Source organism: Streptomyces otsuchiensis (assembly GCF_004305975.1).
In the GTDB taxonomy this organism is placed as follows: Bacteria; Actinomycetota; Actinomycetes; order Streptomycetales; family Streptomycetaceae; genus Streptomyces; species Streptomyces otsuchiensis.
Map to the genome: position 1 here is coordinate 1 of NZ_BHZI01000497.1, position 1,781 is coordinate 1,781.

1 protein-coding gene and 2 pseudogenes are annotated in these 1,781 nt (G+C 75.6%); all 3 read right to left on the reverse strand.

Translation table 11 applies throughout. From position 1 onward, the window contains the following. Nucleotides 1-251, reverse strand: a pseudogene (locus E0D90_RS25420) (hypothetical protein); the annotation flags it as partial. 297 nt (nucleotides 252-548) lie between these two features. Next, nucleotides 549-1,364: a putative protein N(5)-glutamine methyltransferase gene (locus E0D90_RS25425; RefSeq protein WP_227870504.1), complete on the reverse strand. Its 816-nt coding sequence runs from the start codon at nucleotides 1,362-1,364 to the stop codon at nucleotides 549-551. A 160-nt stretch (nucleotides 1,365-1,524) separates the two neighbouring features. Further along, a pseudogene (locus E0D90_RS26910) lies at nucleotides 1,525-1,781 on the reverse strand (hypothetical protein); the annotation flags it as partial.

Consider the following 1,781-nt stretch of genomic DNA (forward strand, 5'->3'; position numbering starts at 1 on the left):
GTCGGTGCGGGGCCGGGGCGGGCGTCGTCGCCGGCCTCGGGTGTGGGGCCGTTGTCGGCGTCGTCGCCAGGGCGGTTGGCGAAGACGATCGCCGCGATCAGTACCAGGACGACGCCGACGATCGTCGTCAGGCTTCGTTTGGGTGACGCGCCGCGACGTGGCCCGGGGCCGGGTTCGTCGGGATAGTGGGTCCGCGTCTGCGAGGGGATTCCGCGCTCGCTCGCATCACCGTAGTCGTCGCCGTAGCTCATCGTCCGCGTCCCCTCAACGGCAGCGAGTCTATTACCTCCTCACACGACGTTAGCGCTCTTGGCCGAGGACGGAGCCGAAGCTGTCCGGATTGACCGGTCAGCGAGACCCAGCCCACACACGGTGACGTCCTCGCGGGCGCCGGGTGACGTGTGGTGTGCGAGATGAGACGGCGGTGCGGACGGACGGTGGGGCCGGGGCCGGCGGGGGTGTCCGGTGGCCGGACCTGCCCCGAACGGCGTTCGGGTGAACGGCTGTTCGCGGTAGCGGACGGCGTCTCCCCGTCGGCACGGCGCGCGTCAGGTCGCCGGCGGCGCGCCCCGGCGGGCGATGACGACCGTGGCGTCGTGGGGCTCCGATTCGGCCACCGAGGGTCTGAGACCGGCCTGTTGGCAGGCGGCGGCCGTTCCGGCGGCCTGCCGCGCGCTGGTCTCCACGAACAGCTTTCCGTACGGGGCGAGCCATCGGGGCGCCTCGGCGATGAGCCGCCGCTGGATGTCGAGCCCGTCGTGGCCGCCGTCGAGGGCGGCGCGCGGTTCGTGCAGGCGTGCCTCGGTGGGGAGCAGCGGGATCTCGCCGGTGGGGACGTAGGGCGCGTTGGCGATCACGATGTCGACGGCACCCCGTAGTTCGGCGGGCAGGGGTTCGTACAGGTCCCCGAGGTGGGCGTGCCCTCCGACGTCCGCGAGGTTGTCCCGGGCACAGGCCACCGCGACGGGGTCGAGGTCGGTGGCGTGCAGGACGACCGGCCCGTCGGCGGCGTGGGCGATTACCGCGCCGACGGCTCCCGTTCCGCAGCACAGTTCGGCGATCACGGTGCCGGGACGGACCGCGTCGGCGGCCAGCCGGGCCAGGAACTCGGTGCGGCGGCGCGGTACGAAGACCCCGGGCCGCACGGTGATCCGCAGACCGCCGAACTCCGAGTACCCGATGACCTGTTCGAGGGGATGGCCCGCGGCCCGCCGTGCCACCAGGCGGTCGAGGCTCCGGGTCGTGTCGGCGGCGGAGCAGAGCAGCCGGGCCTCGTCCTCGGCGAAGACGCAGCCGGCGGCGCGCAGCCGGTCGACGAGCGCGTTCCACGCCGGGGGTGGCAGTCGTAGGGGAATGAGCGGCACCTGCCCGTTCGTCCGATGTGCGGACCGGCAAGCGTAGCGCTCGCCCGGTGCGCCGCGAGCGGCGCACGGCGCGGTACGGCGCGGTACGGCGCCGCTGGGCGCGCGGCCGGCCCGGCAGGGCGCGGCGCGCCGTCCGGGGCCGGATCGCCCCCATGGCACGTCAGCGGTAGACGACCGGCCCGGACTCCGGGTCCACCGGCGGCAGTGCGGCCACCCGGTGGAACGGCGCCGGGGCGGGCCGGAGCGGCTGCCGGGCCTGCGCGCCCTGCTCGGGGCCCGCGTGGTCGGGGGCGGCGGTGGCCGGAGCCGCGTGGCCGTGGTCGGGTTCCTCAGCCGGTGTGGGGCCGAGGGTGGCCGTGCCGGTTCCGGTGACGGCTGGCGCGGGCGGTCCCGCCCGCGAGGGCAGCGGGGCGGGTG